This is a genomic window from Microbacterium sp. BWR-S6Y (genome assembly GCF_041379845.1).
Taxonomy (GTDB): domain Bacteria; phylum Actinomycetota; class Actinomycetes; order Actinomycetales; family Microbacteriaceae; genus Microbacterium; species Microbacterium hydrothermale.
In genome coordinates this window covers 1-23642 of record NZ_JBFECV010000011.1, presented here as the reverse complement: position 1 = coordinate 23642, position 23642 = coordinate 1, and the positions used below count along the sequence as shown (strand labels likewise).

Annotated in this window: 31 protein-coding genes; 14 read left to right on the top strand and 17 right to left on the bottom strand. The window is 64.4% G+C overall.

What is annotated here, in order from left to right:
• Positions 1 to 15: 15 nt before the first annotated feature.
• From AB1K56_RS17910 to AB1K56_RS17895, 4 genes are read right to left on the bottom strand one after another with little or no spacing between them, the layout of a single operon-like run.
• A complete protein-coding gene (locus tag AB1K56_RS17910) occupies positions 16 to 1773 on the bottom strand; it encodes a glycosyltransferase family 39 protein (RefSeq protein ID WP_230007037.1) in 1758 nt (585 codons plus the stop codon).
• Positions 1774 to 1784: 11 nt separating this feature from the next.
• Positions 1785 to 3026, bottom strand: a complete 1242-nt coding sequence (locus AB1K56_RS17905; RefSeq protein ID WP_230007038.1) for a glycosyltransferase — start codon at positions 3024 to 3026, stop codon at positions 1785 to 1787.
• Positions 3027 to 3055: 29 nt separating this feature from the next.
• Entirely contained in the window at positions 3056 to 3745 is a 690-nt protein-coding gene (locus AB1K56_RS17900; RefSeq protein WP_230007039.1) for a DedA family protein, read from the bottom strand.
• Positions 3742 to 4935, bottom strand: a complete 1194-nt coding sequence (locus AB1K56_RS17895) for a hypothetical protein (protein WP_270354044.1) — start codon at positions 4933 to 4935, stop codon at positions 3742 to 3744. The genes AB1K56_RS17900 and AB1K56_RS17895 overlap by 4 nt, the downstream gene beginning before the upstream one ends.
• Before the next feature lie 144 nt (positions 4936 to 5079).
• On the opposite strand from AB1K56_RS17895, the gene AB1K56_RS17890 reads away from it, so the two are divergent.
• Complete coding sequence (locus tag AB1K56_RS17890) at positions 5080 to 5829, top strand: ABC transporter permease (RefSeq protein ID WP_230006180.1); 750 nt, start codon at positions 5080 to 5082, stop codon at positions 5827 to 5829.
• 12 nt (positions 5830 to 5841) lie between these two features.
• Here the strand turns inward: AB1K56_RS17890 and AB1K56_RS17885 are convergent, their stop codons facing one another.
• The 3 genes from AB1K56_RS17885 to AB1K56_RS17875 form a co-directional block, all read right to left on the bottom strand.
• A complete protein-coding gene (locus tag AB1K56_RS17885) occupies positions 5842 to 6759 on the bottom strand; it encodes a sensor histidine kinase KdpD (RefSeq protein WP_270354045.1) in 918 nt (305 codons plus the stop codon).
• Between the two features lie 83 nt (positions 6760 to 6842).
• Positions 6843 to 7517: a response regulator transcription factor gene (locus AB1K56_RS17880; RefSeq protein ID WP_230006182.1), complete on the bottom strand. Its 675-nt coding sequence runs from the start codon at positions 7515 to 7517 to the stop codon at positions 6843 to 6845.
• Between the two features lie 52 nt (positions 7518 to 7569).
• Positions 7570 to 8247 (bottom strand): phosphatase PAP2 family protein, encoded by a 678-nt coding sequence (locus tag AB1K56_RS17875; protein ID WP_230006183.1) that lies wholly within the window; start codon positions 8245 to 8247, stop codon positions 7570 to 7572.
• Between the two features lie 153 nt (positions 8248 to 8400).
• Between AB1K56_RS17875 and AB1K56_RS17870 the strand changes: the two genes are divergently transcribed.
• Positions 8401 to 8724: a hypothetical protein gene (locus AB1K56_RS17870; RefSeq protein ID WP_230006184.1), complete on the top strand. Its 324-nt coding sequence runs from the start codon at positions 8401 to 8403 to the stop codon at positions 8722 to 8724.
• Between the two features lie 652 nt (positions 8725 to 9376).
• Positions 9377 to 10399 carry an IS30 family transposase gene (locus AB1K56_RS17865; protein WP_230006196.1) on the top strand — a complete coding sequence of 341 codons (1023 nt, stop codon included), beginning with the start codon at positions 9377 to 9379 and terminating at the stop codon, positions 10397 to 10399.
• A gap of 9 nt (positions 10400 to 10408) precedes the next feature.
• Here the strand turns inward: AB1K56_RS17865 and AB1K56_RS17860 are convergent, their stop codons facing one another.
• A complete protein-coding gene (locus tag AB1K56_RS17860) occupies positions 10409 to 10825 on the bottom strand; it encodes a YkvA family protein (RefSeq protein ID WP_270354537.1) in 417 nt (138 codons plus the stop codon).
• Between the two features lie 158 nt (positions 10826 to 10983).
• On the opposite strand from AB1K56_RS17860, the gene AB1K56_RS17855 reads away from it, so the two are divergent.
• Positions 10984 to 11919: an FRG domain-containing protein gene (locus AB1K56_RS17855; protein WP_230006191.1), complete on the top strand. Its 936-nt coding sequence runs from the start codon at positions 10984 to 10986 to the stop codon at positions 11917 to 11919.
• On the opposite strand, the gene AB1K56_RS17850 is transcribed toward AB1K56_RS17855, so the two are convergent.
• The 5 genes from AB1K56_RS17850 to AB1K56_RS17830 form a co-directional block, all read right to left on the bottom strand.
• The gene (locus tag AB1K56_RS17850) at positions 11920 to 12513 is read right to left on the bottom strand and encodes a recombinase family protein (RefSeq protein ID WP_270354005.1); all 594 of its coding nucleotides are present in this window, start codon (positions 12511 to 12513) and stop codon (positions 11920 to 11922) included.
• Positions 12510 to 13331 carry a Fic family protein gene (locus AB1K56_RS17845; protein ID WP_270354006.1) on the bottom strand — a complete coding sequence of 274 codons (822 nt, stop codon included), beginning with the start codon at positions 13329 to 13331 and terminating at the stop codon, positions 12510 to 12512. The genes AB1K56_RS17850 and AB1K56_RS17845 overlap by 4 nt, the downstream gene beginning before the upstream one ends.
• 1 nt (position 13332) lies before the next feature.
• Entirely contained in the window at positions 13333 to 13596 is a 264-nt protein-coding gene (locus AB1K56_RS17840) for a hypothetical protein (protein WP_264632299.1), read from the bottom strand.
• 254 nt (positions 13597 to 13850) lie between these two features.
• Positions 13851 to 14021: a hypothetical protein gene (locus tag AB1K56_RS17835; RefSeq protein WP_160897575.1), complete on the bottom strand. Its 171-nt coding sequence runs from the start codon at positions 14019 to 14021 to the stop codon at positions 13851 to 13853.
• Between the two features lie 81 nt (positions 14022 to 14102).
• The gene (locus AB1K56_RS17830; protein WP_237488856.1) at positions 14103 to 14387 is read right to left on the bottom strand and encodes an ATP-dependent DNA ligase; all 285 of its coding nucleotides are present in this window, start codon (positions 14385 to 14387) and stop codon (positions 14103 to 14105) included.
• A gap of 235 nt (positions 14388 to 14622) precedes the next feature.
• On the opposite strand from AB1K56_RS17830, the gene AB1K56_RS17825 reads away from it, so the two are divergent.
• From AB1K56_RS17825 to AB1K56_RS17810, 4 genes are all read left to right on the top strand, one after another.
• Positions 14623 to 14979, top strand: a complete 357-nt coding sequence (locus AB1K56_RS17825) for an ATP-dependent DNA ligase (RefSeq protein ID WP_108320225.1) — start codon at positions 14623 to 14625, stop codon at positions 14977 to 14979.
• Between the two features lie 81 nt (positions 14980 to 15060).
• Complete coding sequence (locus AB1K56_RS17820; protein ID WP_108320227.1) at positions 15061 to 15372, top strand: hypothetical protein; 312 nt, start codon at positions 15061 to 15063, stop codon at positions 15370 to 15372.
• Positions 15373 to 15542: 170 nt separating this feature from the next.
• On the top strand, positions 15543 to 16214 hold the full coding sequence (locus AB1K56_RS17815; protein ID WP_264632300.1) for a response regulator transcription factor: 672 nt from the start codon (positions 15543 to 15545) through the stop codon (positions 16212 to 16214).
• A 324-nt stretch (positions 16215 to 16538) separates the two neighbouring features.
• Positions 16539 to 17669 carry a YihY/virulence factor BrkB family protein gene (locus AB1K56_RS17810; RefSeq protein WP_202401086.1) on the top strand — a complete coding sequence of 377 codons (1131 nt, stop codon included), beginning with the start codon at positions 16539 to 16541 and terminating at the stop codon, positions 17667 to 17669.
• A gap of 31 nt (positions 17670 to 17700) precedes the next feature.
• Here AB1K56_RS17810 and AB1K56_RS17805 read toward each other — a convergent pair whose 3' ends face one another.
• The 3 genes from AB1K56_RS17805 to AB1K56_RS17795 form a co-directional block, all read right to left on the bottom strand.
• Complete coding sequence (locus AB1K56_RS17805) at positions 17701 to 17850, bottom strand: hypothetical protein (protein ID WP_181373606.1); 150 nt, start codon at positions 17848 to 17850, stop codon at positions 17701 to 17703.
• A 62-nt stretch (positions 17851 to 17912) separates the two neighbouring features.
• The gene (locus AB1K56_RS17800) at positions 17913 to 18128 is read right to left on the bottom strand and encodes a hypothetical protein (protein WP_237488855.1); all 216 of its coding nucleotides are present in this window, start codon (positions 18126 to 18128) and stop codon (positions 17913 to 17915) included.
• Positions 18129 to 18181: 53 nt separating this feature from the next.
• Entirely contained in the window at positions 18182 to 18502 is a 321-nt protein-coding gene (locus AB1K56_RS17795) for a hypothetical protein (RefSeq protein ID WP_108320231.1), read from the bottom strand.
• 203 nt (positions 18503 to 18705) lie between these two features.
• On the opposite strand from AB1K56_RS17795, the gene AB1K56_RS17790 reads away from it, so the two are divergent.
• From AB1K56_RS17790 to AB1K56_RS17775, 4 genes are all read left to right on the top strand, one after another.
• The gene (locus AB1K56_RS17790) at positions 18706 to 19239 is read left to right on the top strand and encodes an RNA polymerase sigma factor (RefSeq protein ID WP_264632301.1); all 534 of its coding nucleotides are present in this window, start codon (positions 18706 to 18708) and stop codon (positions 19237 to 19239) included.
• Positions 19236 to 19832 carry an Asp23/Gls24 family protein gene (locus tag AB1K56_RS17785; protein WP_108319513.1) on the top strand — a complete coding sequence of 199 codons (597 nt, stop codon included), beginning with the start codon at positions 19236 to 19238 and terminating at the stop codon, positions 19830 to 19832. Before AB1K56_RS17790 ends, AB1K56_RS17785 begins: the two co-directional genes overlap by 4 nt.
• 466 nt (positions 19833 to 20298) lie before the next feature.
• Entirely contained in the window at positions 20299 to 20631 is a 333-nt protein-coding gene (locus AB1K56_RS17780; protein ID WP_108319511.1) for a hypothetical protein, read from the top strand.
• 348 nt (positions 20632 to 20979) lie between these two features.
• A complete protein-coding gene (locus tag AB1K56_RS17775) occupies positions 20980 to 21336 on the top strand; it encodes a hypothetical protein (RefSeq protein ID WP_108319509.1) in 357 nt (118 codons plus the stop codon).
• On the opposite strand, the gene AB1K56_RS17770 is transcribed toward AB1K56_RS17775, so the two are convergent.
• Positions 21337 to 21801 (bottom strand): MarR family winged helix-turn-helix transcriptional regulator, encoded by a 465-nt coding sequence (locus AB1K56_RS17770; protein WP_108319507.1) that lies wholly within the window; start codon positions 21799 to 21801, stop codon positions 21337 to 21339.
• Between the two features lie 393 nt (positions 21802 to 22194).
• Here AB1K56_RS17770 and AB1K56_RS17765 point away from each other — a divergent pair, with 393 nt between their 5' ends.
• Entirely contained in the window at positions 22195 to 22536 is a 342-nt protein-coding gene (locus tag AB1K56_RS17765) for a hypothetical protein (RefSeq protein WP_108319505.1), read from the top strand.
• Between the two features lie 77 nt (positions 22537 to 22613).
• Positions 22614 to 22991: a hypothetical protein gene (locus AB1K56_RS17760; protein WP_128218973.1), complete on the top strand. Its 378-nt coding sequence runs from the start codon at positions 22614 to 22616 to the stop codon at positions 22989 to 22991.
• The last annotated feature ends 651 nt before the right edge of the window (positions 22992 to 23642 follow it).

Sequence of the window (23642 nt, the reverse complement as noted above, 5' to 3'; positions counted from 1 at the left end):
TTTCAAGGTGCACGCTCATGTCAGTACCTGCTCGGATGTCGTGTTGCTGTGAGCTGTGAGATCCGTCAGCGGCGTCGTCAGGTCGTAGATGATCTCGCCTCCGATCCACTGGGAGGAGAAGTGCGTCTTCACCCACGCGGAGATCTCCCCGCCCCGGCTCCCGAGGAACCAGTGCACGTTCCCTTGGGCCACCAGGTTTTGGAACTGCGCCAACGTCGGGGTGGGGTCGGTGTGTTTGTAACCGCCGATGGGCATGACGGATACCCCAGCGGCCAGCTGATACTGCGCAGCGGTGGACGAACCGAGCTCGGTTGCTACCGACCATCGGTACCGCGCCGCGTCGGCTCTTAGCGCATCCAAGAGGGCGGGCTCGATGAGGTAGGACGGAGAGGCATCGGCACTGTGATCCGAGATCGGGGTGATTGAGGCACCCGCGTGACCTTGGGAAATGATCGCCGCGGACGTTGCGATGGGGCCTGCAAGGAGCATCACCGCTGCCGCGGTGAGGGTGGCCCGTTCGCGTCTGCGAACGTCGCCGAGTGCGATGACCGCCGCCACGACCACCCCCGCAAGCGCGAACGCGACGGCAAGAAGGAAGTGGTCGGGGCCGTGGCCCATGAGCATCACGCCGCCCCATGTAGCGGTCACAATGACGGCGGCGGCTAGGACTGTCCTTCCGAGGCGTCTTCGCTCAGCTCCCCACAACAGGGTCGCTCCCAAAGCGATTGTGCCAGCCAGCGCGGGTACCAACGCCACAGAGTAATAGGAGTGATAAATCCCCCGCATGAAGCTCAACCCCGCGTCGGTGAGAAGGGTACTCGCGGACATGAGGGCGAGGCTCGCGATGGCGGCATCCGGGCGTCGCCAGCTTCGCCAGTGCACGATCAAAGCCCCGGCAGCTACCACCGCAGCGCCAGGAAGCATCCATCCGATGAGATCACCTGAGGAGCCCACGAGAAGACGGTCAATGCCCGGTTGGCTGCCTCCGGCGAGGTTACTGCCGCCGCCGAGGATTCGCCCAAAGCCGTTGTACCCCAGGGTGAGGGACAGAAAGCTGTCATCGACGCTGCCTCCCACCCACGGGCGTTGACCCGAAGGCACCACGCTGACAATCGCAACCCACCATCCGGCCGTCAGAACAAGCCCACCGGCGGCGACAAGGAGGGAGTATGCGCGTCTGCGAAGGGTCCCCTGCCCCGCCCAGAGCACGACGAAGACAACCGCGGGCAGGATCAGGAACGCCTGCAGTTGTTTCGTGAGAAATCCCACACCAAAGGCTGCGCCAGCGAGAAACACCCACCGGTGCCGACCGTCCTGTAGCGACCGGACGACGCCGTACAGGGCAGTAGCCAACGTCAGCGTGAGGAGGGCATCGGGGTTGTTGTATCGGAAGATGAGCGCCGAGACAGGGGTCATCGCGGTGATGAGCCCGGCGAACAATGCCGCGCCGGGTGGGGTGATTCGTCGCGTTGTGGCGTAGACGACCAGCACAGTGACCACTCCGATGAGAGCTTGAGGTAACAGCACCGCCGTGGGGCTCAGCCCCAGCAGGCGCACGGAGAGAGCCATCACCCAGATACTCGCTGGAGGTTTGTCGACGGTAATGAGGTTGCCCGGGTCGGATGCGCCGTAGAGGAACGAGGTCCAGTTGTTGGCACCGGCTTGTGCTGCTGCCGAGTAAAAGGAGTTCGCCCAGCCGGTGGTTCCGATACCGACGAGGTATGTCGTCGCGGTGACCGCGACCAGCACTGCGCCGGCGAAGACATCCGGCATCCGGGCCCGTGTCAGGGGCCGCATGACGCGGCTGTCGTCGTTGCGGGTTGATTGTCGCCAGCGGTCGTCCGGTCGGCGGGGCGAGCAAACACCCACAGGCGCAGCAGTGTGAATCGCATCGCGGTCGCGGCAAGGTTGGCGGCGGTGAGAACGACGAGTTCCACTGTAGCGGAGGCGTCCGCGGCCGAGGAGTGCAATACAAGAAGCGCACCCGAGGTCAACGCCCACGCGAGACCGAAAACGACTAGCCCCTGGAGATGATGGCGTGTGCGCCCGAGACCGCCGCGGACGGCGAAAGTGAACCGGCGGTTGGCGGCGGTGTTGGCTACGGCGGTGACGAGCAGGGCGAGGAAATTGGACAGTTGCGGGGCGAGCCCCGCCGCGAGAATCAGGTAAAGGAGGGCGTAGGCGAGGGTGGAGAACCCTCCGACGAGCAAGAACCTCATCACCTGCCCTGCGAAGGAGGGGATCTCAGCGGGAAGGAGAGGCTTGCGTCCGAGCTCGGTGTAGATCGCGGTGACGGGGATACGTCCGGTCGCGATGTCGCGGCTGACTCGGACCATGCCGCGCATGTCTTCGACAGCGGTAAGGATGAGATTGACGCTGCTGTGCGTGTCGTCGACCCAATCCACCGGTACTTCGTGGATACGAAGGCCCGCACGCTCGGCGATGACCAACAACTCCGAGTCGAAGAACCACCCGCTGTCCACCACGTGGGGCAGTACAGTACGTGCGATGTCGCGGCGGATTGCCTTGAACCCGCATTGAGCGTCTGTGAACTCCACGCCCATCGTTCTACGCAGCAACATGTTGTACCCGCGAGAGATGAACTCGCGTTTGGGTCCGCGCACGACCCGAGACGAACGTGCATGACGCGTGCCGATCGCGACATCCGAGTGTCCAGACGTCAGCGGCGCGATCAACGGCGGTAGCGCGCGAAGGTCAGTCGACAGGTCGGCGTCGACATACGCGAGCACTTCCGCCTGTGAGAGAAGCCACGCGATCTTCAGAGCGTGTCCGCGCCCCTTCTTCTCCAAGCGCAGATACTGCACACCCGGCAGCGTGGATTGCAGCATCGCACTAATGACCGGTGTCGAGTCGACGCTGGCGTTGTCAGCGATGGTAATCATCCACGGCTCGCTGTACGTCGAGGAAAGGAAACGATGGAGCGTGCGGATGGAGGCGTCAAGGGTGTCTTGCTCGTTGTGGACGGGCACGACCACCTCGAGCATCAGCCGGCTATCTACGTCCATAGTGTGTCTCCGCTCCGCGTGGTGATGGCTTACTGGGTGTCGTCGGCTGGGAGGTGCCGCTTGGCGGAGGAGCGTCGGAAGTGTCTGATGACGAGGTAGATCACCCCGCCGACGATGGCGGCGTAGACGACGTAGCTGAGCAGGTTGGAATACTGCTCGACGAGGTCGTACTGGGTGCCAAGGAGTACTCCCCCGCCGATGAGGAGTGCATTCCAGATGCCGCTGCCTGCAACGGTGAGCACCGAGAATCGCCAGAAGTTCATCCGTTCGGCACCGGCGGGGAGGGAGATCAGGCTCCGCACGCCGGGAACGAGTCGTCCGAAGAACACCGCGCTTCTGCTGTGCCGGGAAAACCACGCTGCGGCTCGGTCGAAGTCGGATCGGTCTACGAGGGGTAGTCGGGCCAGCCAGCGGATGGAACGCTCAAGACCAGCCCAGGCGCCGAGTGCATAAAGCACCACGGCACCAAGGTATGCGCCCAGCGTGCTGGTGAGCACCAGCAGCCAAAAATTCATGCCGTTGTTGTGAGTGAGGAATCCCGCCAAGGGAAGGATGAGTTCGCTGGGGATAGGCGGGAACACCGTTTCAAGGAAGGTGAACACTCCTACGCCCCATTCCCCGATGCCTTGCATCAAGCTGACACCGAATCCGACGATGCCGGTGAAGTTGTGAGGGTCGGTGGGAGCGGTGGCGGCCGCAAGAAGTGTCGCGGTGTTCATGAGTTCAGGGTCTCCAGCAGGGTGCTCAAGGCGTCGGTTTGCAGGGTGGGGTCAGGCGAGGCGGAGCGCACGGCTCGGAGGGCTTTGTCGATCTGGCCGTCGAGGACTGCCCAACCGGTGCCATCCAGCGGCTCCAACGTGGGTTGATCTCGATCCCACGCGGTTTCCAGGTCCGTGATGCGGGTAGCTGCCTCTGCGGTGTTACCCGCCTGGACGAGCCTCAGGGTGTCCTGCACGATGGTGCGGTAGGTGCTGATGTTCGCGGGCGGGAAGTTCGCCGTTGCTGATTCCCCGGGGGCGAGGGTCACGTTCGCCGCGGGCGCCTCCCTGCTCGCGGCGGCGGTGCCGTGGGGCTGAGTATTCGCCCACACCAGAACTCCCGCAGCAAGCACGGCAACGGCCGAGAAGTATCCCAGCATGACGCGCTGTCGAGTGGGGGTGGTGGGGGGTGTGACGGCGGGCCGCACTTTCTCGACGGTGTCGACGCGCGTGATGCTCAGGTAGATGACGGTGGCGAGAATGGCGGTGAGGAAGATGATGCTCGTCAGTCCGACGCCAAGGCCGAGACCGCCATCCGTGGTGGGAAACCCCATCCAGTCGCCCAGGTTTGCGCCCAGTGGGCGGGTGAGGATGTAGGCCAGCCAGAACGACAGGACGGCGTTCGCGCCCAAGCGCCACCCGAGGATCACCGCGAGGATGAGTCCCGCGGGCAAGAGAACCGACACCCCGGGGCTCCACCCGGTCAGTTCGAGGATCCAGTCGCCGGAGGCGGTGCCCAGGGCGAAGGCGACCAGGATGGCCAGCCAGTAGAACAGTTCTCGCCGGGTGGTGGTGATGCTGTGAATGGACAGGGTCCGCTGGCTACGCCACCACACCCCGAACACAACCGCGAGGACGATGGCGAACACGGTGGTGCTGGCGGCGAGGGGGATGCCGAGGTCGTCGGTGAGGATGTCGGTGTACAGGGTGCCGGCGACGCTAACGACGACGACGGTTAGCCAATAGACGAACGGCACGTAGCGGCGCAGGAGGAGCTGCCACGCGAGCACACCCACCAGCACCGCGGTGAAAATGATCGCCGTCACCTCCAGCCCCACACCCAACGTCACGTTGATCCAGTCGGCGAAGCTCTCACCCACCGTCGTGCAAAGGATCTTGATCACCCAGAACCACACGGTGATCTCGGGCACCTTGCTAAGCATGTTGCGCCGAGGCAGAACCGGCGACGGAGTCGATGTCATCACGCGAGCACGCTACGAATCCGGCTCTAAGACGCGACTCAGAATGGGGGGAACGGCTCGGGAGCGAGGTGTCGGGGTCGCTAACCTTCGGGGGTGACCGACTCTGAGTTACTCCTCCGCACCCTTGTGAGCGTGCTGGCGCTCGGCGGTGTGGCGGTGGTCGTTCTGCGTGTGGCGGGCGTTCGACGGTGGTGGGGGCCTGCCCGAGCGCTTTTTCGTGCGAGCGTGCAGCTGGCGGCATTGAGCCTGGTGCTGGCGGGCATCATCGCCGACCCGTGGTGGGTGGCGGGGGCGCTGATTGTGATGTTCGTCGCGGCCGTGGCCGTGTCCGCTCGTCGCGCCGGGGTGGCCCTGGTGGACTTCTGGCGAACGGCCGCAGCCATGGGCGCAGGAGTCAGCCTGGCGGGGATGGTGGTGTTCTCCTCCGAGGCAGTGGAGCTCACCCCCCGATACGCCCTTGCAGTCGGAGCGATGGTGGTGGGTAACGCCATGACCGTGGCAACCCTGGCGGGGCGGCAGTTCGCCCAGGCTCGACTGGACCGGTGGTCAGAGGTGGAGGCGTGGCTCGCGCTCGGTGCCGGCCCGCGGCGCGCTGTACGGGATGTGGCGCGCATCGCGGTGCACGATGCGCTCATCCCCGCGGTCGATCAGACTCGAACGACAGGCCTGGTCGTCTTGCCGGGCGCGTTCGTAGGCGCAATCTTCGGCGGATTGTCGCCGATTGAGGCGGGCCGTTTCCAGCTTGTGGTGCTGGCGGCGATCCTAGCCTCGGGGACGATCACGGCGGTGCTGACGGTCCGCCTCACCTCGCGGGTGGCGGTGCGGCCGAGCGCGCTGCGCTGAGGAGGCGTGTGGCTAACGCCGGCTGGCGAACAGCGGTACCCGAAGAGTGATCGTGGTGCCGGCGGAAGAGGTGGCTGACACCTGAGCGGTGCCGCCGTAGCGGGCGACGGTGTCCTGGACGAGGGAGAGGCCGATACCGAATCCGGTACGGCTGGAGCCTCCACCATCCACAGCATCCGCGGACCGGGCGAACCGGTCGAAGATGCGACTGGGCGCGATGCCTTGAATTCCGGGGCCTTCATCGATGACGTCGATGACGGCTTGAGCGCCCTCCTTGCGAGCCGTCACGACGACTTTCGCGCCGGCAGGTGAATGCTTGACGGCGTTATCCAGCAGGGCGACAACGCTGCGCTGCAAGCTGGCGGCGGGCATCGCGACGGCGAGGTCATCGTCGGGTGGACGACTGACAAGATGCACATCGCGTTCACGGGCCAGGATCGACATCGACGAGACTGCGGAGTCGGTGACCTCGGCGAGGGAGGCGGGTGTGGTGACGGACCCGGTGGGTACCTCGACGGCGTCCAGCAGATCGGAGACAACGCCGATGACGGAGCGGGAGTCGTCGCGCAGCTGGGCGACGACCTCGTGGTGGGGGTCGGAGTCCGGCAGTCCCCGCTGCAGCATCTGGATGCGCGCGTCGAGGATTGCCAAGGGGGTGCGCAGTTCGTGTGACGCGTCGGCGACGAACTGACGCTGACGGCGCAACGCGTCGACAAGGGGGCGGACCGCTCGGCGGGTGACCAACCACCCCAGGAGGCCGGCTGAAGCGATAGCGCACGCGCCGATGACCGCGCCGCCGAGGATGATGTCTAAGCCTTCAATGTCGACGACGGTCTCGTGACGTTGAGGGCTGAGCAGCTCTCCGAGTGGGATCTGGGTGAAGACAACCGAGAACGCAGCGATCAGGACCGCCAGTACCAGCACGGACACGGCCAGGGTGATGGTGAGTGCGACGCGGAGGGCTGTCGCCCGGATGAGCTGAGCGTCAGCGTCGGAGGGACGCCGGCGGTTGATCACATCAGCCCCAGACGGTAGCCCCGTCCGCGGACGGTTTGCACGATGCCGGGGTCGGTTTTCTTGCGAAGGTAGTGCACGTAGGTGTCGACTGTGCCCGGGGTGTCATCTTTAGAGAAGACCGCACGGAGGATGTCGTCGCGAGTGAAGGTGCGCTGGGGGTTGACGGCGAACAGCTTCAGCAACGCGCTCTCCCGGTCGGTGAGGATGGTGCGGCCATCGTAAGGCGAGTACACAGCACGCGAGTCCGGGTAAAACTCCCACTCACCAATCCGCACGAACGGCCCCTCACCGTTGCCGACGCGACGAATGGCGCGCAAGCGGGCGAACAGTTCATCGAACTCGAACGGTTTCACCAAGTAGTCGTTCGCGCCGGCGTCCAGCCCGCGCACCTTGTCCTGGACGGTGCCGAGCGCGGTGAGAATGAGCATCGGAACGCTCGCGCCCGCTCGACGAAGCGTCTCCACGATGGTGAGCCCGTCCACGGTGGGAAGGCGGCGGTCGACCACCATCACGTCGAAGGCGTGCGTGCCTGCGATGTCGAGCGCGTCGCCCCCGTCGGGCGTGAGGGTGACGTCGTATACCTCGTCGAGGACTTTCGCCATTAGCGGCCCCAGTTGCGCGTCGTCTTCCACGAGGAGGAGCCGGGGGCGATCCGTTGTCGGAGTGGTCATCGGCGTCCTCCTCGCTGCCGTCGCTTCAGGGTCATGTGGTGGGGTTGCCGAGTCATTGCCGCGCCGCCTCGAGGGTGTGTAAACGCCGGGTGAGCCATGGCACGCGTTGGCATACTTCGTAGACTGCCAGGGATCCCACCGAGACAAGGATGATCGACGCGGTCACATCGAGCGGGTAGTGCGCTCCCAGATACATGCGTGACCACGCCGTCGCCACGACGAACACGGCGCCGAGGATGCTTACTATGACCTGCGTCCGGCCTGCCGTGCTCAGTACCACCCACGTCGCGAGGGCGGCGGCGAAGGCGGTGTGTCCGCTCGGATAGCTGAACGTCACCGGGTCAACGCCGGTGGGGAACGGCAGCGCTGCGCTGTCCGGTCGGGGTCGCTGGACGATGACCTTCACCACATCCGCCAAGGCCCACGGCACGGTGACCTGAATGAGGGCGCGGACCACCGCGGGGAACGACCGGGTCACGGCTGCGACAATCGCCAGCGCCACCGCAAGGACGATGACCGCGCCGGTCGGCCCCAACCCGACGTTGATGGCATGGGCCACGAGGTCGAAGAATCCGGAATGGACGCCGTTCACGCCGGTGACAACGGTGAGCTCGGTCGCAGTCCAGCCCGCCGACATGCGGGCGAGCAACCCTACAACGACGATGAGCGCAAAGACCCCCGCCAGGGAACACAGCGCCGCGATAAGAGGTCCCCGGGAACGTTTCATCATCCGAGCACCCTCGCGCCACCGTTCTAAGAAACCACTCATACTCTGCGAAGAACTCCTCGCCGGGTGCCGCGGGAACATCCTTCGAGGTTTCTTACAACGCGGCGGGAATCCTGTCCTTGCAACCCCGTCCGAGGTTGCAGAAAGGAACGCATCATGAACGCGCTCAAACGCAAGTGGCTGGGTGTCGGAACGCTCGTCTTGCTCAGCGTCGGAGGAGTCGCCGCGATGGCGGTGCCTGCGTCCGCCAGTGTCACGTCGGTGTCAACGCCGGCTCCCACGGCCACCGACCCGGGCGTCGAAGACGGCACCAACGACGGCGAGACCGCGGACGACCAGGCCGGGGAGACCCCCGGCCAGGAGACCGCCGACGAGGCTGGGGAGGTTCCCGGGCAGGAGACCGCCGACGACCAGGGTGTCGAAGACGGCACCAACGACGGCGAGAGCGCCGACGACGCAACGGCCACGCCCGCTCCGTGACCACAAGCCCACGCGTGGGTGGCTAAGACCCCCTCGGCCACCCACGCGTGTTCCTGGGTGACACGGCGGAGAGGTTTGCCCTGCGTCTTCCTGCTGCGGTTGACTACCCCTATGTTTGCCCGGGTCGCTCCGCATAGTCCGAGAGGGCGTGCGTGGGGGCGGCCGACGTGATCTCGGAGAGCGCACGCCCACTTCGTCCTCACCGAAGCATCGACCACCGCAAGCTGCCCGTGCATCAGGCCGGGGCCTTGCCCGCACAGCAGGTTGTCTCCGCTTTCGATGAACAAGTCGAGCGGGAGACAGCGTGGGCGCCGCACTCGCACGCCACCCACGAGCTGTTGTGGAATGAAAGTGGCGTCTCCACTGTGGCAGTGGGCAATCGGGTGTGGACGATAACCCCCACCTTGAGTTCTAGTGGTCGTTGCAACACCTGATCTTTCGGGAGTTGCAGATGGAGTTCGAGATCCGTCCCGATCGGTCCTCGCAGGGTCGAAAGAAGCTGCATGCGGAGCGTGCGAAGTTCTTCGAGCTGATCGCGCATGGCGTGGGATTCCGTGCAGCCGCCAGGATCGTGGGTGTGAACTATCGCACGACAAAGGTGTGGCGGCACGGCGAACGCGAGAAGAAGCCCGGTACGGGCGCGATACCTCCGATGAGGCCGCGCTCGTACCGGGCTTCTTTGTCGTCCAGATTTCTGTCGGAGAAGGATCGAATCTTCATCGCTGACAGCCTGCGTGCGGGATGGTCCCTCCGGAGGATTGCGGCCGAGATGGGGAGGCCTGCGTCGACAATCAGTCGGGAAGTGCGGCGCAACAGGCATCCTCGCTCCGGCGACTACCGTCCGTATGCCGCGCATGATCGGGCCGTGGCGCGTCTGCCGCGGCCGAAGGTGGGGAAGATCGCGCAGAATCCTGAGCTGCGGGACTACATCCAGCGCAGACTGGAGAGTCGATGGAGTCCTGAGCAGATCGTGCATGCGCTCAAGCGGGACTTCCCAAACCGGCCGGAGATGCGCGTGGTTCACGAAACGATCTACCTCGCCCTCTACGTCCAGGGACGCGGTGAGCTACGCCGCGAGTTACACAGGGCGCTCCGCACCGGCAGAGCACGCCGGAAGACCCACAAGCAATCACAGACGCGCCAGCCGCGCTACCGCGACCCCATGGTGATGATCAGCGACCGCCCCGCGGAAGTCGACGAGCGAGTTGTTCCCGGTCATTGGGAGGGCGATCTGATCATCGGGAAGAACAGCGGCTCCGCGATCGCGACGCTCGTCGAGCGCACCACACGGTTCACGATGCTCGTCCACCTGCCCAACGACCACGGTGCCGTGGCTGTCGGCGCTGCTCTGGCCTCAACGATCCAACGTCTGCCGGCACACCTGCGACGCTCGCTCACATGGGATCAAGGCAGCGAAATGGGGAAGCACCGGTCATTCACCACGGCGACGGACATGCCCGTCTACTTTTGCGACCCGGCCTCGCCCTGGCAGCGCGGCTCAAACGAGAACACGAACGGCCTCCTACGGCAGTACTTTCCGAAAGGCACAGACCTGTCGAAGCACTCGGCGGCGACTCTCGAGTTCGTCGCGCATGAACTCAACACCCGACCTCGGAAGACCCTCGACTGGGACACACCCGCGAAAAAGTTGGCGGCGCTCATCGACGCCGCCTGAGCGACGACTCTACGGTTGTGGGATGCCTGCGATCGAACGAAGCGCGCGTAGTCCTTCCGGTGTTCCCGGCCAGTGCTGTTCGAGGGCTTCGGCACCGGCGCGCTTGGTCACGAACCGCAGAGCAATCGCGACGATAATTGCGTCGTCGAGGTAGCCCACAACCGGGATGAAATCCGGAACGAGATCGATCGGCAGTAGAAGGTAGCCGAGGAGAACAACGAGAGTAACGCGCACGCTCCGTGGCACGGATCGGTCCGAGACAAGCCGCCGAAGTAGGCGCACGATGTCGGGGACGAGGCGCAGCAGGTCGACCAGGCGAGTCTGGTCGCCAGCCCGCCGGGCGCTGATCAACAGCGCCACCATGAGGGCGATCCAAAGCAGCAGTACGCCGCCGACAACGGCAACAATGATCGTCCACCAATCCATGGGTACAGTCTGAGCCCTCGACCCGGATGCCGACGATTCGCACACCCCGCCCTCACGCGAACGACAACAGCGCCCCTCCCAGCCGATGAGCTGAGAGGGGCGCTATTTGTATGATCGGAGCACGTCGTGTTGCAACGACTCCTGGAATCCGCCTCCACATGGTCGGGGAGCTTTGGAAGATCACAAACCATTGGGTGAAGCCGTCGACACCCCGTGAAGTGATGGCAATCGTGGGCGCGATTGGCGTCTACAGCACGGGCCAGAGGTTTGCGTGGCGGGGGCTGCCGTCGGCGGACTATGACCTCGCCTCGTCGCTCCACCGATCTGTGGGTGGTCTGAACGAGACCGCCGTGCGAGAGCGTGAGCTAGAGATTATTGCGGAAGCGCGTAAGTGGGGATTGGGGACGCACGCGACCGGTCGAGTTGACGACCTCCAACTCTTAGCTGATCTGCAACACTTCGGGGCCCCAACCCGTCTGCTCGACGTCACCGCGAACCCCATGACGGCTCTCTGGTTCGCGTGCCAACCTACAACGGCCAACCCCTCGACCGACACGTTGGGGAGAACGCGCGGCACAAGCGGCCTACTGCTGGCCCTCAACATCACGCAGTGGCCTCGAATGTCGACCATCTTCGACGGCAGGTTCACGTACAGCTATCTGCGGGACGGGGAAGCGGCACGATTGAGCACGCAGCTCGCCAAAGGGAGCCCGTTTGTCGTCGATTCAGGGGCTCCGAACGACCGCCTGCGGGCTCAAGAGGGCTTCTTCGTCACCGGCGCCGTCCCCGACACTCTGCCGACGAGAGCAATCCAAGTCGGGGACGAACACATGGTGACACCACAACGGACTCCCTTCCGCTCGATCCGCGTCGACTGGGACAACGACGTTGATCCCGAAACTCTTCGGCGACGGCTGCTGAATCCACGCCAGGGTCGGCCAGCACCTCTGCCATTCGTGGCCGTAATCATCGACGCGAAACTAAAGAGCCGGCTCTTGGCCTACCTGGACGGCACCTACAACAGGTCAGCTCGCGTGCTGTTTCCCGACTACCAGGGGTACGTCGCGTACGGCCAACACATGCCCAGAGGCTAGCTACGCCGACTGCGGCTGGTCGACGTCGCGGGGCAGGTCAGCGTACGCACGAGATGCTGTCGACTTGTCGACGCCGAGCACGCGCCCGATATGCGCGAAACTCAGGCCCTCGTCATCGCGCATCCGGCGTAGCTGCGTGAGCTGGTCGGCGCTGAGCTTCGAGGGTCGACCGATCGCCTTGCCCTGCGCGCGGGCGTGATCCATGCCGCGCTGCGTGTTCTCCCGAATCGTGTCGACACGAAGCTCTGCGAACACGGCGACGATCCCGAACAGGGCGCGGCCCATCGGGGTTGTCGTGTCGATCTGCGGTTCGGTCAGACTGCGAATGTCGATGCTGCGTTCGCGCAGCTCGTTCAACGTGTCGAGGATGATCCGTTCACTGCCGCCGAGACGGTCGAGGCGGCGCACCAACAGGGTGTCACCCTCACGGAGGTAGTCGAGGCACGCGACCCACTGCGGACGCGCAGCGATCCGGCTGGACTCGCCATGGTCGACGAACACACGGGTAGCGCCGGCCGCGCGCAGCTCGGCCTCCTGCGCATCCGGGTTCTGCTCCCGGCGCGAGACACGGGCGTACCCGATCACCTTCGTCATTTCTCGAGCCCTCCTGTCGGGAACCGGTCGGACATGTAGCCGGGGCCGCTGCGACGCGCCTGGGGCGGCTGCTGGCCGCTCTGGCCGGCGCCCCGGGTCGCTTCCTTCGGGGGCCGCTGGTAGCTGGCGCTGATGACGGCTCGGACGTCTGCGAGAGGGTCGGCCGCGGGGGCCGGCTTCTCGACGCTGATCGCGTGGAAGATCGGCACGAGCGACGTCGGATCGGGAGCGTGCTTGTCGAGGTCGGGCCGGCTCATGGCGGATGCCTGGTTCCACTGCTCGGGCGTCACGCGGTCGAACTCGAACCGGAACGGTGAACCTTCGGCCAGGTCGTGCATGAACTGTTTCGAGGTGCGTCCGTTGCCCTCGCGGAACGGGTGCGCCTGGTTCACGTACGCGAACACCGTGGCGCTGGTGGCGATGAAGTCGTTACGGCTGATTGACACCCAATCGGTCGACGTCGCGATCTGGCGCACCTCGGACAGGTAGCGGTCCACCTCGCCGTCGTTGACGCGACCGAACTCCCGTCCCGGACCCTTCGACATGTTGACGGTGCGGTACTCCCCCGCCCACTCGTAGACGTCTTGGAACAGGTGCCGGTGGATTGCCATCAAGTGCTCCGCGTCGAACGTCTTCGGGATATCGACCATCCCCGCTTCCAGCTCGAAACCGCGGCGGGCTGTCTGCCCGTACTCGCGGTCTTTCAGCTCGAAGAAGTCGCGCTCATCGAACTTGTTGCGCAGCGTCCCGTTTCCGAACTGCGGGTTATACGTCTCGGGGTAGAAGTACGACTCCCAGGTGTCGAAACCCTCGGGCACGTCAGGCTGCGCCGACGATGCCGGCGGCTCGTCGAGACGCCTCGGCCGCGCGGTGAGCTGCTGCCGCCGAACGTCGGTCGTACTCGGCCGCGTCGATCGCGCCGCGCGCGTAGTCCGTCAGGTTCTCGACGTCCTCGCGGGTGGGCTCCCAGCCCTCGTGCCAGCCGGCGGCGAGCGACTGCACCACGGCGCGACGCTGCTTGTCGTTGAGCTGGGCGAACAGCTCCGGGTACTGCTGCTCGATCTTCATCTGCGACTCGGCCACGGTGGCTCCCCTCGGTCCTCACCAATTCTACCAAATGATGCAAAAGGGCTCTACTTAATTTCGCATCAATTCGGGTTTTGCGACGGGGTTTTGCACCGCGCCGATCCGCGGTTTTCCGGCACCTCGTCGACGGGCCTCCGTGTGGTGCGAAACCGATCGGAATCGCACCAATGAGGAAACCTACAAGGCGCAACAGATCATCGAGAGGGTGCATTCGGACCCGTCTCCTATTTCGACGCGGGGATGGCGCCGGCTTAGCGCCCATCGATTGAGCGGACGGCCACGTGTATTTCGGTCCAGAGTTTGAACTCGGCGGTGTCGTAGCGTCCTTGCCGGTCGACGGCTGCCCATGCGTCGAGGCTTTCGAGGGGGACGCCGGCGAGGCGGGCTGCCGCAGGATGGCTGATGCGGTGGGGCTTCGTCACGGCGTCACGCTAACGCGGACGCCGGGGAGACAGAACGGATCGGTCCGAGATTCACCCGCCACATCACCTGTGGCGATGCCGTTACAGACGGTTCGAGAGGGTGAGCCCGTCGGCGCTACTCGCGTCGTGCATCATCTTGTCGATCAACTCACGGTCGAGCTGCGGTGCGCGGCCGCCGTAGAACTGCATGAGCAGGGCCCGTGTGGGGCTGATCCAGATGGAGGAGCGGCCGCCGCCGGTGGTGGGCATCTGGAGCATGAAGCCTTCACGGCGGCGGAGCTTGTTCATCATGACGACGCGGAGGTGCGCGAGGATACGGTCGTCGATGTCGTAGCTGGAGTCTTGCGTGTAGATCAGTCGTCCCACGGGGCGAGCGTGTCCTTCATCTCGTTCGAGGCTGGGCCATCGCGAAATCGCCCGGCCGCTCCGAATTATCGCACCCGCGATGTTGCTCACATTTGCACAACAGCCCGGGAAGGTTTTCGCAAGGGTCCAGGGGTGAACGTGTCGTCTGAGACGCTGACACGGACGTCGTTCCTCCGGCGTGTGGGACCTCTCGCCATGATGGTCGCGCCGGGGGTCCCGATGTTGGAGGTTTCCGATGGGGAGATTCACGTACGACTCGAGTGTCAGTGCCGACTTCGATGACCGGGAGCTCGCTCACCTGCAGGCGGTCATCGTGGCGAAGATCCGCCGCGGGGAGCGGTTCACCTTCACATGGAAGATCGACATCAGCCTCGGCGGTGGCCGGACAAGCGTCTACCTGTACCCCGGAGTCAAGCTGGCGTTTAGATACGAGGGTGGCCACACACCGCAGCTCAACCCGTCCTGGCTGCGGATGCTGACCGACGCCGCCAACTCGCCACAGGGACTTCACGTGCTTGATGAGCCGGCCGGGCGCACTCCGGACCAACTCGCGCGCGACGCCGACCGACGGAATCACCCGGTAGAGGCGTGACAACAGTCGCAGTGTGCAACGCGCTTTCCGATGGTGCAACCCCGATGCCGGTGAGACCTAGCGACATCTACGTTGTACCGCATGACTCAGAGCATCGAACGGGTTCAGCTGACCGTGAATGGTGCCACCCATGCTCTCGCGCCGTTGGAGAGCGTCGGGGATATCGAGGCTCAGGTTCTCGGCGCCACGCGCGCCGGCGGTGGCTTCATCACGGTCACGCTGGACGGGGGCGAACGTCTCAGCATCTTCGTGTCGGCGGCGGCAAGTTCGATCACCATCGCTTCCTCCACAGTGCGCCTTGATAGCGGCCTCGCCGACGGCGGCGGCGACGGGTGGCGCAACCATTCTGGGCAGGTGTTCGACGATGAGGAGTCGCCTTACGACATCATCTGACCGTCACGACGGCACGTAACCGATCGGTTCCGCTTCGAATAATCCGGGGCGCAAAGCGGTAGCAGTGCAGACCTCGCGCCGCTTGAAGCCAGCATTACGACCGCCCGACACTCATATGCTTCGTCTGTGACGTATCTGGCAGAAAGCCCCGGCACCGTCGTGGTTGCGAAATGACGCGCGTGCTCGTCATCGACGACGAGCAGATGCTCACCGACCTGCTGTCGATGGCACTGCGCATGGAGGGCTGGGAAGTGCGCACCGCCGGCTCCGGCTTCAACGCCCTGCAGGCCGCCCGCGACTTCGAACCTGACGCCCTCGTGCTCGACGTCATGATGCCCGACCTCGACGGCATGGCGGTCCTGCAGCGACTGCGGCACTCGGGCAACGACGTCCCCGTGCTCTTCCTCACCGCGAAGGACTCCGTGGCCGACCGTGTCGCCGGCCTCACCGCCGGCGGCGACGACTACGTCACCAAGCCCTTCAGCCTCGAGGAGGTCGTCGCACGCCTCCGCGGGCTCATGCGACGCGCGGGCACCGCCCTCACCCGCGACTCCGAGCCCATCCTGCGCGTCGGCGACCTCTCGCTGAACGAGGACAGCCACGAAGTCGTGCGCGGCGACCGCGAGATCCAGCTGACGGCGACGGAGTTCGAGCTGCTGCGCTTCCTCATGCGCAACCAACGCCGCGTGGTGTCGAAGGCGCAGATCCTCGACCGCGTCTGGAACTACGAATTCGTCGAGCTCTACATCCATCACCTGCGCAGGAAGACCAACGCCGGCCAGGAGCCGCTCATTCGCACCGTTCGCGGCGCCGGCTACGTGATGGAAGCGCCAAGGAAATAAGGGAGGCTAGGCCGATGCTCGGGCAAAGGGAGCCCGCCAAACTCGGGCCGCCCGCACGGCGGAACACCTCCCTATCGCTTATGGCCGACCCCTACACCCCGGCATCAACGGCGTCATTTCCGCCAGATTCTCCGTACTGGCTACTCGCGACGCGAGGCAAATCAGCTCGTAGACGCTGCGCGTTCGCGAACCGACCTCGAGGACTCTTGAGCCCACGGGACGCGGTGCCTGTGGGCAGGCAAGCCCCTGCAGTGGGGGCACCTGATGTCGGACACTGAAATGCGCCCGCACACGCGCGGTGTGCTCTGAACCCTCGGGACGGACATGCTGAAGCAAAAACCAGGCAATAAGACCAGCGCGGATGCGCCGCACCCGGACGCTGACGAGAAGCCAGACTCTCCCACCGAGCTGACGAAGCGGTCATGGAAGTACGTGCTGCGAAAGACAGTGCGGGAATTCTCCGCTGACCAGTGCACAGACGCCGCCGCGGGCCTGGTGTACTACGCCGTCCTCGCACTATTTCCGGCGCTGATTGCGATCTTCTCCGTACTGGGTGTCGTTGGCCAAGGCGACGCCGCCGCCAACGCCATCATCGGCATCATCCAAGACGTCGCCCCCAACGCCGCTGACACGCTCCGCGAACCGATCGAGCAGATCGCGTCATCTCGAGGCGCCGGTATCGCACTCGTCACCGGTATCGCCCTCGCCCTCTGGTCAGCATCCGGATACGTGGGCGCTTTCAGCCGTGCAATGAACCGCATCTACGAAATCGACGAAGGACGCCCCTTCTGGAAGCTGCGCCCGATGCAGCTGCTGGTCACCGTCATTGCCGTGGTAGCGCTTGTCCTCGTCGCGCTCGGTCTCGTCATCTCGGGTGATGTCACTACCGCTATCGGCAACGCCCTTGGCCTCGGTCAGGGCGTGCAAATCGCATGGGACATCGCGAAATGGCCGGTCATGCTCTTCGTCATCGTGTTCCTCGTCGCGGTGCTGTACTACGCCACCCCCAACGCCAAACAGCCGAAGTTCCGCTGGATCAGCCTCGGCGCCATCATCGCCATCGCTGCCCTCGCTATAGCGACCGCCGGCTTCGGGATCTACGTCGCCAACTTCTCCAACTACGACCGCACCTACGGCTCGCTCGCCGGGGTCATCATCTTCCTGCTCTGGCTGTGGATCGCGAACCTCGCCCTCCTGTTCGGCGCCGAGTTCGACGCCGAACTCGAACGCGGCCGCCAGTTGCAAGGCGGCATCGCCGCCGAAGAAGACATTCAGCTGCCCGCCCGCGACACCCGAAAGAGCAAAAAACAGGCCGAGAAAGAGCGCAGCGACGTCAAAGAAGGCCGCCAAATCCGGCTCGAAGAAGCAGCCGACGGTCCTGACGCGCCCTCCCCACCAAAGCCGTCAACGCCACGCCCACACCCCCGGCGAAAGTGGTGGCAGCTACGCCGATAACACACCCTCAGACGCTCCCGTTGGCGCAGCCTCAAATGACCCCCATGTCGTGCAGGTGTTGCGCGACACGTTCGTAGTCGACGACGTCGACGGCTCGGCCCGTGAGGCGGGTCACGGTGCCGAGCAGCATCATCCGTTCGTTCGTGAGGGTGAAGTGATGCGCGCACAGCTCGACGAGCACGGGCCCCACACCGGGGACATCGAACTTCTCCGTGCTCGTCGAGCTGTCAGCGCAGCGTACAGTCAGTGCGCGTCCTCATCCTCTTCCGGGTTGAAGTTGGAGGCGGTGCCGGTGTGCCCGGCGGCGACACCGTTAGGGTCGCTCGGAATGGTTCCGTCTTCACCGAGCCCGCCGGGCTTGGAGGTGGTGTCGGTCTCGGTTGAGACTTCGACGTCTGCGCCTTCGTAGGAGTCTTCGTCGGCGGACAGCTGCGCGTCGTCGTTGGTGGGAGTGGACATGGGTTGCTCCTTCGTTATGGGTGTGACTGAGGTCGATAGGTGGTCTGGAGTTGTTAGAGGCGGCGTAGCAGTGTGACGAGGGCCACGAGTCCGATCGCGACGGCGCCGGCCGTGATGAGTGCCTTCTTCGGGTCCCGCTGGTAGGTGGCGCGCGCTCCCTCCACGGCGTTCACTGCAGACTGCAGGGTCGTGTCGATGGCGGATTCGGCCTGCTGTTTCGCCTCGTCGATCTCGACGGAGACATGGTCAGCGACGTGACTGCCGGAACGAGCGGTGCCGTCGCTGCCGTTCGTGGAGGCGTGTTGCAGCGCGTCGGTGGCGTCTTCGAAGCGGTCTTTCGCCGCCGCAGCAGCGTCGTTGTCGGAGGTGGTCACAGCTGGTGGTCCTTCCACGAGTGGATCGAGGGCTTGGACGGGCAAGCAGCACTTAGCCGGTCGACTTACGGTATAAATTCACTCGCTGCATGTGCAGCGGCACCGTCACACACATGAGCGCGGACACGGTGCGATCGTCACAAAAAAGGTAAGCGGAGTCCATGCCCCCAACCACGACCAGCGGTTCTCCGTCCAATCAAGGATTGGCCGCCGCAGCCGACGACTTGCTTGTCCAGCGAGCAGTCGACGGGGACGTGGCCGCTTTTCGCACCCTCATCACCCGACACGCACCCATCATGCGCGCCTACATCGCTCGCATCGTCAGCAGCTACACCGACGCCGACGACATCCTCCAAGACACCTACGTCGTCGCCTGGAAGAAACTGCCCACCCTGCGTGACCCGAGCCAAGCCAAGCCATGGATGATGCGTATCGCCACGAGACGCGCATTCGCCCACCTCAAAAATCGCCCCCCGGAAACAGTCTTCCCGGCCGACCATGCAGCCACCGGACACGACCCGGAGGAGACGACAATACGCAACGCGCAACTGCGCGAACTCTCCAAAGCGTTGGACGCCTTGCCCGAGGATCAGCGGCAATGCTGGCTCCTTCGCGAAGTGGCGGGACTGAGCTACCAAGACATTGCCGATGCAATGGGGGTCACCACCGGCCAAGCACGCGGCAAACTCGCACGAGCACGAGTGAACATCACAGTCCGAATGGAGGGATGGCGATGACCGACACCAACTCCGACCGCACCGTCCTGGACTGCGGCAAAACCCTCGACGAGCTCAGCACCTACCTCGCCCACGACCGCACCCCCTACGACCCCGCCATCGAGGAGTGCCCGGAGTGCGTCAACGCGCTGCGCGCTCTCGAGCGTGTCTCCCACCTCTCCCGCGATCTGATCGCACACGACGCCGATACCGTGCCTGCTCCTCCCCCGTCCTGGCTGAACGACATCATCAACAACATCGGCGCCGAGCTTCGGGCCGGACGCGACCTCCCCCTGCACCACCCCGACCCCTTGGTGAGCCTCAGCATCACCGAAGGAGCCGTACGTGCCCTCATCCGTGACGTCAGCGACACCATCCCCGGCATCCTGGTCGGAGCATGTCGAATCACCGGTGAAGCCGACACACCACACGCCCCCGTACATGTCAACATCACCGTCAGCATCGCCACACACACGCCGATGCCACCACTGCTCACCCAGCTCCGCGAACAGGTAATGAAGGTCCTTCACGAACACACCGAGCTGCACATCGACGCCCTCAACATCACTGTCGAAAACATCCACGACGCGGCTGCAGGAGACGACGCCAGATGAGTAGCGAACAACCCACCCCCTCTCCGCAGCCGGAGGACCTGACCACCCTCGTCCTCAGCGTTCCGGGAGTTACCGCCGTGTACCCCTCAGCGCCCACACCAACACGAATCGCACGAGCGATCGCTGCCACCCTCGGCACCTCACCAGCCCCAGAGCCCATCGTGAATCTACGCACCACGAACGAGCGCACGACCATATCGGCCCGAGTCGCCACCCACAGCAGCCCCGCCCCCACTATTGCCCGCGACATCGCTGATCATCTGCGATCCGCACACCCCGACAAATCCGCACGCATCACGGTGCAAATCGCGAGCATCACCATCTGAGGAACACCCTCCGCCCGGGGTCCGAACATTTTTGTGACGGAGCAGGCCCTGTCGTGCTCTTCATATGTGAGCGGCACCGCCGTCTCGTGCGACAGGCCCGTCACTCCCTGCGCGCGCCCACCATCCGACTGATAGGGCCCATGGGAAACCTTTACTACAGCAACAGCGACGCCATCATCGACGATCGCCTCCTGCACTACATCCAAGTCATCGCCGCGACCAAGCTCCGCCGCGGCGAGAACTTCACCCTCACCCTGACCCAACGTGCCAACCCCGAACCTCGCATCACAATCTGGATGAACCCCAACATCCCCCTCCGCTTCACCTACACCACACCCGAAGCAACACCCCTCGTAGGCGCATACCTCCAGCAACTCGCCGCCCAAGCAAACAGCACCAGCGGCCTCATAATCGACCTCGACCACTGGACCGAACCCGCCCCCGCTCAGCAAGCACACGCCGCAGCTCGGTGAAGGCCAGCCCCGGCAGGCGCGACTACATGTCCTTCGACAACCGTATTGGAGCGAAACCGATCGGTTTTGCACTGCTGGCACGGTTAGCGTCCGCTGCGCTGGCGGCCTATGGGTAGCGTGCGCAGCCAGTACTCACCGAGCTGGACGGTCACGGCCTTCGTGATCTCGCTGAAGAGTTGTTGTTGGCGGCGCACCTCTGTGACTACCTGCAACAGCGCGCATGTCAGCTCGTGGAGGAATCTTCGAGCTAGCAGCTGTTGCGATTGTACATTGATGGGCGGCGTCCACGATGTCGTACGATCGGCTGGCGGAAGAACGATCCGCCAGGGAGATTGAAGAGGCAGCAGGGTGCCGTTTCGCAGTAAAGACACGCTGAGCGCGTGGCTCGATGAGTTTGCCGCAAGCGGGACTGGCGGAGGCGCTGTCGCGTTCGTTGCCGATCAGGATCCCGTCGATGGCGTCGACAGCGGCCTGGTCATCTTTCCTTTGGCAAACGCAACAACGTCCGTGTACCTGGCACCGATTGCTGTGGGCGTACCTGACTGGCGCGTCACTTTCGAGGCACAGCCTGAGGTGACGGAGCTATCCCCAGACTCCGTTTACGATCTGTGCCGTGAGATCTCCCACGCCGCAGACTTGTGCGCGTTTCTCCAGCGCAAGTCCGTTGAGCATATGGCTCAACTTGCGGCCGAGGCGCAGAGCTAACTAGGCGACGGCCCGGTCGACACGTGCAGCCTCTTCACGCGCGGCCAGCGTGGCGTGGCGAAGGAAGTCGGCGAAATCGGCCTCGACCTTGGGGTCCAGGTGCGCGATGAGCTGGCGGCACGTGGCATCGAACAGCGCCAGTTGTGACCACGGCTCCTTCTCGATGTCGACCGCCAGGTGGATGTGGTTGACGCGGCGGTCCACCTGGTCAGCTTCGCGGCGCAGAATTTCGCGGCGCACGAGCCGTTCGACCATCGTGGTGATGCCGGCAGACGTGACACGCAGATAGCTGGCCAGCTCTGAGGGTCGCGCTCCGGGGTTCTTTGCGAGGTAAGACATGGCGTTGGCCTCGAGCTCGTTGACGCCGAGCTGCTTTCGAGCACGCGCCGCCGCGGCATCACGTTCCTGGGAGTAGAACGTCAGCGCCGCCGAGAGCGGCGATGTGTCGCCTGTTTCTACCGTCATGGACCCGTTCCCTACGTTGCGTATGTCTCGAAGCACTATACCTAACCATCTAACCTTCCGCCGGTGATGATTACGCCTGGTAGTCGTCAGCAGCAGTGACACTCAACTGGATTACCTAACTGTGTTTACAATCTGCTACGTTGATCATCACCGGGGTTGACAGCCCAAGACCTAATGGAAGGAAGGCCGCCATGACTAGCAACGCGTTCGCTTGGGGACAACCTTCACGTCTGCGTCGGCAGACGTTCGTTCCCTCTCGCACCGCTGTCGCGACCCAACGGTGGTACATCGGCGTGACCGCTGCGGCCGTTGTGGTTTCTGCGACCGCCGTGGGCGTCGTCGCCCCCCTCTTTTTCTGATTCACCCCCGCACCCCTCACCGCAAGGAGTCATCATGGGAAAGCTCTTCTACAGCTCGGACCCCCAGGCCATCGAGATCGACGATCGCCTGCTGCAGTACCTGCAGGTCGTTCTGTCCACCAAACTCCGCCGCAACGAGTCCTTCACCATCACGTGGACGGACACAGAGGCCGCGCACACGCGGACGACGCTGTGGGTGCAGCCTGCAATCTCCATGCGCTTTGAGTATGCCAGCGCCGAGCCGCAACGCCTGTCCGGCGGCTACCTCCGCCAGCTCGCTGACCAGGCTGCGATGTCGTCCGGGCTGATGCTGAATGCCGCCACCTGGCAGCAGCAGGAAGATGCTCACCGCGTGCAGCTCGCCGCCGCGGCGTAACGACACCGCATACTCATAACGGCCCGCCCCTCTGGGGTGGGCCGTTTTCCTTCCCTCGCCGACCTCAAGGACTCGCCATGCCATTCCACAGCAAGAACACCCTCGAGCATTGGGTGGCAGAATTCATCGCCGCCCGCGGCGCCGGCGAGGATGTCCGCGTTGCAATCCAAGAAGGCCACGGGGGCCAGGACACCGGGCTTGTCGTCATGCCCCTGGAGAACGCCCCCAACACCGTCTGGATCGAACCGCGCGAAAACGATGAAGACCTCGCGTGGCACGTACTGATTGAACCTTCCACCGAGGCTCTGGATCTGACCAGCTTCGAACTCAACGCCCTCACTCACGAGCTTCAGGTTGCGGCCGAGCTGTGCGCGTTCTTGCAAGAGAAGTCGCTGGGCCACTTCGAGCCCGATATGGAGCCGAAGGCAGAACCGGAGACGGCTGCCACCGAGTAGGCGCTCACTCCCGCACAACGCTGTGGATGCAGCCGGCCACTCGATTCGATTGATCTGCGCCAGCGCCGAGCCGCAGCATCTGTCCGGCTACCTGCGTTAGCTCGCTGATCAGGCTGGGATGTTGAGCTCGGGGCCTGATGCGCACCCGCGCCTGCACCTAGTGGTCAGAGAGATGCGGCGCAATCCCCGTTCCGCTTCCCCTGCGGGATGCCACGATCTCGCCGTCCGGCACGCAAAGGAGCGGCTTATGTTCGGCGCAAGAGGATCCAACGCACCCACGACGTGGAAACACATCGAGAATGACTTCGTGATGGGCGCCTGTGCCCACCAACTGTTCGGATACATCACCCGAAGCCCCAGCGACGAGTGGACCGCCTTCGACAGCGACTCCCGCCCCATCGGACACTTCACCCCTCTCGACGCCGCGAAAACTGCCCTTTGGACTACACACCAACCAACCCACCACAAGCAATGCACATCTCGCATAAACCGCTGGTGGAACCGTCCGAGCAGGCAAGCACCCACACCGGGACTGTCTGAATAACGGTGTGTGGGGTCCGGCCTGATCCGAAAGGAGACGGCCGTGGCTGACACGACCGAGTTGTTGGAAGACGCGATGATCGATCCCGTGACGGGAGAGATCATCGATCA

Excerpts from the sequence above, each read along its gene's own strand:
- AB1K56_RS17825 (WP_108320225.1), top strand. The coding sequence starts at position 14,623 with ATGGGGAGATTCACGTACGACTCGAGTGTCAGTGCCGACTTCGATGAC.
- AB1K56_RS17820 (WP_108320227.1), top strand. The coding sequence starts at position 15,061 with ATGACTCAGAGCATCGAACGGGTTCAGCTGACCGTGAATGGTGCCACC.
- AB1K56_RS17785 (WP_108319513.1), top strand. The coding sequence starts at position 19,236 with ATGACCGACACCAACTCCGACCGCACCGTCCTGGACTGCGGCAAAACC.
- AB1K56_RS17780 (WP_108319511.1), top strand. The coding sequence starts at position 20,299 with ATGGGAAACCTTTACTACAGCAACAGCGACGCCATCATCGACGATCGC.
- AB1K56_RS17870 (WP_230006184.1), top strand. The coding sequence starts at position 8,401 with ATGAACGCGCTCAAACGCAAGTGGCTGGGTGTCGGAACGCTCGTCTTG.
- AB1K56_RS17865 (WP_230006196.1), top strand. The coding sequence starts at position 9,377 with ATGAGGCCGCGCTCGTACCGGGCTTCTTTGTCGTCCAGATTTCTGTCG.
- AB1K56_RS17760 (WP_128218973.1), top strand. The coding sequence starts at position 22,614 with ATGCCATTCCACAGCAAGAACACCCTCGAGCATTGGGTGGCAGAATTC.
- AB1K56_RS17905 (WP_230007038.1), bottom strand. The coding sequence starts at position 3,026 with ATGGACGTAGATAGCCGGCTGATGCTCGAGGTGGTCGTGCCCGTCCAC.
- AB1K56_RS17900 (WP_230007039.1), bottom strand. The coding sequence starts at position 3,745 with ATGAACACCGCGACACTTCTTGCGGCCGCCACCGCTCCCACCGACCCT.
- AB1K56_RS17815 (WP_264632300.1), top strand. The coding sequence starts at position 15,543 with ATGACGCGCGTGCTCGTCATCGACGACGAGCAGATGCTCACCGACCTG.
- AB1K56_RS17810 (WP_202401086.1), top strand. The coding sequence starts at position 16,539 with ATGCTGAAGCAAAAACCAGGCAATAAGACCAGCGCGGATGCGCCGCAC.
- AB1K56_RS17910 (WP_230007037.1), bottom strand. The coding sequence starts at position 1,773 with ATGCCGGATGTCTTCGCCGGCGCAGTGCTGGTCGCGGTCACCGCGACG.
- AB1K56_RS17770 (WP_108319507.1), bottom strand. The coding sequence starts at position 21,801 with ATGACGGTAGAAACAGGCGACACATCGCCGCTCTCGGCGGCGCTGACG.
- AB1K56_RS17875 (WP_230006183.1), bottom strand. The coding sequence starts at position 8,247 with ATGATGAAACGTTCCCGGGGACCTCTTATCGCGGCGCTGTGTTCCCTG.
- AB1K56_RS17765 (WP_108319505.1), top strand. The coding sequence starts at position 22,195 with ATGGGAAAGCTCTTCTACAGCTCGGACCCCCAGGCCATCGAGATCGAC.
- AB1K56_RS17800 (WP_237488855.1), bottom strand. The coding sequence starts at position 18,128 with ATGTCCACTCCCACCAACGACGACGCGCAGCTGTCCGCCGACGAAGAC.
- AB1K56_RS17850 (WP_270354005.1), bottom strand. The coding sequence starts at position 12,513 with ATGACGAAGGTGATCGGGTACGCCCGTGTCTCGCGCCGGGAGCAGAAC.
- AB1K56_RS17880 (WP_230006182.1), bottom strand. The coding sequence starts at position 7,517 with ATGACCACTCCGACAACGGATCGCCCCCGGCTCCTCCTCGTGGAAGAC.
- AB1K56_RS17855 (WP_230006191.1), top strand. The coding sequence starts at position 10,984 with ATGGTCGGGGAGCTTTGGAAGATCACAAACCATTGGGTGAAGCCGTCG.
- AB1K56_RS17860 (WP_270354537.1), bottom strand. The coding sequence starts at position 10,825 with ATGGATTGGTGGACGATCATTGTTGCCGTTGTCGGCGGCGTACTGCTG.